Consider the following 2,909-nt stretch of genomic DNA (forward strand, 5'->3'; position numbering starts at 1 on the left):
GAAAAATATTGCAACAAGAAATTTTATGGCGAAATTAAAAAACCCGCCTATTTTTATAGTTTGATAACTGCGATAGCAACCCATTTTCGCTCCTCAGATAAAATTTATTCATATTTAAAATTTTTAAAATTGAAATATCTTACATTGCGTTCTTTTAGTAGAATTTCCAGCTTTTCAAAATCATCGCTCGCTATGTAGTCCATCGGTATAGAGATTGAGCCTAGATAAATCAATATATCATAAATTTTAGGCTTAAGTCTTATGGCTAAAATTTGTTTAAATGATATAGGGATTTTATATGCGGTGAATTCCTTTATATCTTTAAGCATGATAACTTTTTCCCAGAAAAAATATCTCACGACTATGCGATCATCGTAGCACGCAATAAATTTAAAGCAATTCGGGATAACCGCCGTATAAAAAAGACCGATCAGCATCACCCAGCCTACGATAGGCGCATAAGGCTTATCAAGCATTATAAAAACAATGGCGAGATAAAATTGCAAAATTTTAACTACTGCATAAAAAGGTCCGTAAAAACGCCTCGCCCTTTTTACGATTAGCAGCGGCTCATCCGGTTTCGCATCGTTCATTTTAGCTCCTTGCTTACGTTTGCATTATTGCTTTGAATTTAGCGCTAAATTTTAACCTTACTGCGCTTACGCAGCGTTTAAATTTAATCTCGCTGTAGCTACGCTAAATTTTAAAATTTCAAGCTTGCCATTTTAAAGACCCGTTATCTGCGCGAGTGTGCGTAGGCGGGCGCATGCAAAAATAGCCTCAGGCGCTGTTTTATCGCAGGCCCCGTTCGCATTGGGTCGCGCCAAAGCCTCAAAGCTCATACGATTACTAATTTCGCTATCGAGCCGTACGCAAGCCCGCACCCAAACTCGCGCAGCTTACGAACGTCGCTCGGTAGAATTTTAAAATTTCATCTAGGCTAGCTCGCCGCTCTGCGCAGACGCAAGCTCCGCCGCCGCGGAATTTAAACTTTGTTTTGCTATAATCGGGCTAAAATTCCAAAGGTCGCCTATGAAAATTTTACCCTATGTCGCGCTCGGCTTGTTTCTTGCAGCCTGCACGCAGGTCTCGCCGCCCGCCGAAAACACCCGTGCCGTAAACGGCGCCGTCGTAAAGGATACCGCCAATTCTATCGGTGCAGGCAATGCCGCCAAAAATTCCGCCCCGTCCGAGATTTCCGCGCCAAAAAACACAGTCTCCGCGAATGTCTCCGCTCAAAATTCCGCCGCGTCTTCTATGCGCGAAATTTGGAGATTGCTAGAAAATGCCGATCGGGCGCTGCTTGCTAAAGAGATCTCGCGCGCCGAAGAGCTCGCCGCACGGGCGCAGGAGCTTAGCGAGCTAAAGCGCATCGAAGTAGGGCGGATTTTTAGCAGATTTGTCCGTGCGCGGATCGCGCTGCAGCGCGGCGATACCGACGCCGCGATCTCGCTGGCGACGGACGCGAGCTCCATGCAAAGCGGGGTGGCGGAGATATATGCCGATGCCGTAAATTACGAGAGCGCTTATACATTCGGGCGCATCTACGAGGCTCGCGGCGATCGTAAGGGTGCCGTGCGCGAATATGGGCGGGCGCTGTTTGTTTGGACTATGTTTTTGCAGAGCGATCCCGTGCGTGCGGAGGAAATTTTCGCCCGACTGCAAACGCTCACACCCGATCCCTACGAGGCCGAAGGCAGAGCTAGCGGCGCGTGCGAGTATCTGCGCGCCAAGGCTAGCTCCGCTTTGAATGAGCCCGCACCCGAGCCCAAGCGTCGCGCACTACGGGATTTGGCCGCATGGGAGGCGCACTGCTTGCATCTACGCCCGTTTATAGAAGACGGATCAGACGAGCGCGCGCGTAAGGCTTCGCTCGCGCGAGATTACGCGCAGCTGTATGCGGGGCTGGGCGAGTGTGCCGCCGCGCTAGAGCATCTGCTTGCCGCAGCGGAGCTTTCGGATGTGACGGAGCCCGATACGGGCGGGCTTTATCTACAGATCGCGCGACAATTTTTGGCTATTTACAAAGAGGCGGGCGCGAGTAAAATTTCTGCGAGCTATGCGCAGAAAAATTTAGCCGCGGCGCAGGATTACGCGGACAGATCGGTAAAGCTCTACGAGGGCATGCGCGGCACCGCCTACGAGCACTCGGGCTACGACGGACACGAAATTTTAGGCGAGATCGCGATGATACGCGGTGATCCGTCTGCGGCGCTGAGACATTTCGCGGCGATGAGAGACGATGCGGCGGCAATTTTGGCATATCAGCAGCTGCCGGCTTACAAGCAGGCTTTGGCTCACGCGCTAGAGCTTCTCGCGCAGTGCTACGATGCGCTAAGGGATAGCAAGAGCAAGGAGGCGGTTCTGCGCGAGCTTAGGAAGCTAAAGAAGGGCTAGCGGGTTACCGGGCGGCGGAGTTTCGTGAAATTTCGTCGCTGCGCTGCGATGAAATTTGGCTCGGGCGTTACGCGGTTTTAGCGCTTATGGCGCGGCAAAATTTTATGCCGTTTGAAGGCGGTGCGGGCTTGCGGCGGGTTAAGACCGCACGGCGGAGCTCGCGCTTTTAAAGCCCGATTTTGAAAGCAAAATTTTATACCCGCGCCGTAGATTTGAAGCAGCATCCGTGCCTGTGCGGCGATTTGTCTTTGCACCGCATTGTCTTTGTATCGCAGCCACTAAAAGCCGCAATTTTGCTAGCGTATGAAGCTTTGCGAGCACTTTTGACTGCGCTATGAACGCGGTTCGGTGTCGCGTCGCGAGCTAGAAGTTTTTAGGGGTCGTCTATGCGGTGGGCGCCGTTTTATCGCAGGCTTCCGTCCGCATCAAGTTATACCGAGCCGCGCCAAAGCCCAAAAAATCACGCGATTGCTAATTTCGCTATCGAGCCGCACCGAAGTCCGCAGCCAAAC

Annotated in this window: 2 protein-coding genes; one reads left to right on the forward strand and one right to left on the reverse strand. The window is 51.4% G+C overall.

What is annotated here, in order from left to right; translation table 11 throughout:
• Nucleotides 1-104: 104 nt before the first annotated feature.
• On the reverse strand, nt 105-593 hold the full coding sequence (locus Q0340_RS09605; RefSeq protein ID WP_298083119.1) for a hypothetical protein: 489 nt from the start codon (nt 591-593) through the stop codon (nt 105-107).
• 439 nt (nt 594-1,032) lie between these two features.
• On the opposite strand from Q0340_RS09605, the gene Q0340_RS09610 reads away from it, so the two are divergent.
• A complete protein-coding gene (locus Q0340_RS09610; protein WP_298083120.1) occupies nt 1,033-2,397 on the forward strand; it encodes a hypothetical protein in 1,365 nt (454 codons plus the stop codon).
• Nucleotides 2,398-2,909 lie beyond the last annotated feature (512 nt).

Source organism: uncultured Campylobacter sp., from assembly GCF_938045595.1.
GTDB lineage: Bacteria > Campylobacterota > Campylobacteria > Campylobacterales > Campylobacteraceae > Campylobacter_B.

What these genes read in the sequence shown, in the direction of transcription:
- Q0340_RS09605 (WP_298083119.1), bottom strand. Translation starts at nt 593, where the DNA reads ATGAACGATGCGAAACCGGATGAGCCGCTGCTAATCGTAAAAAGGGCG.
- Q0340_RS09610 (WP_298083120.1), top strand. Translation starts at nt 1,033, where the DNA reads ATGAAAATTTTACCCTATGTCGCGCTCGGCTTGTTTCTTGCAGCCTGC.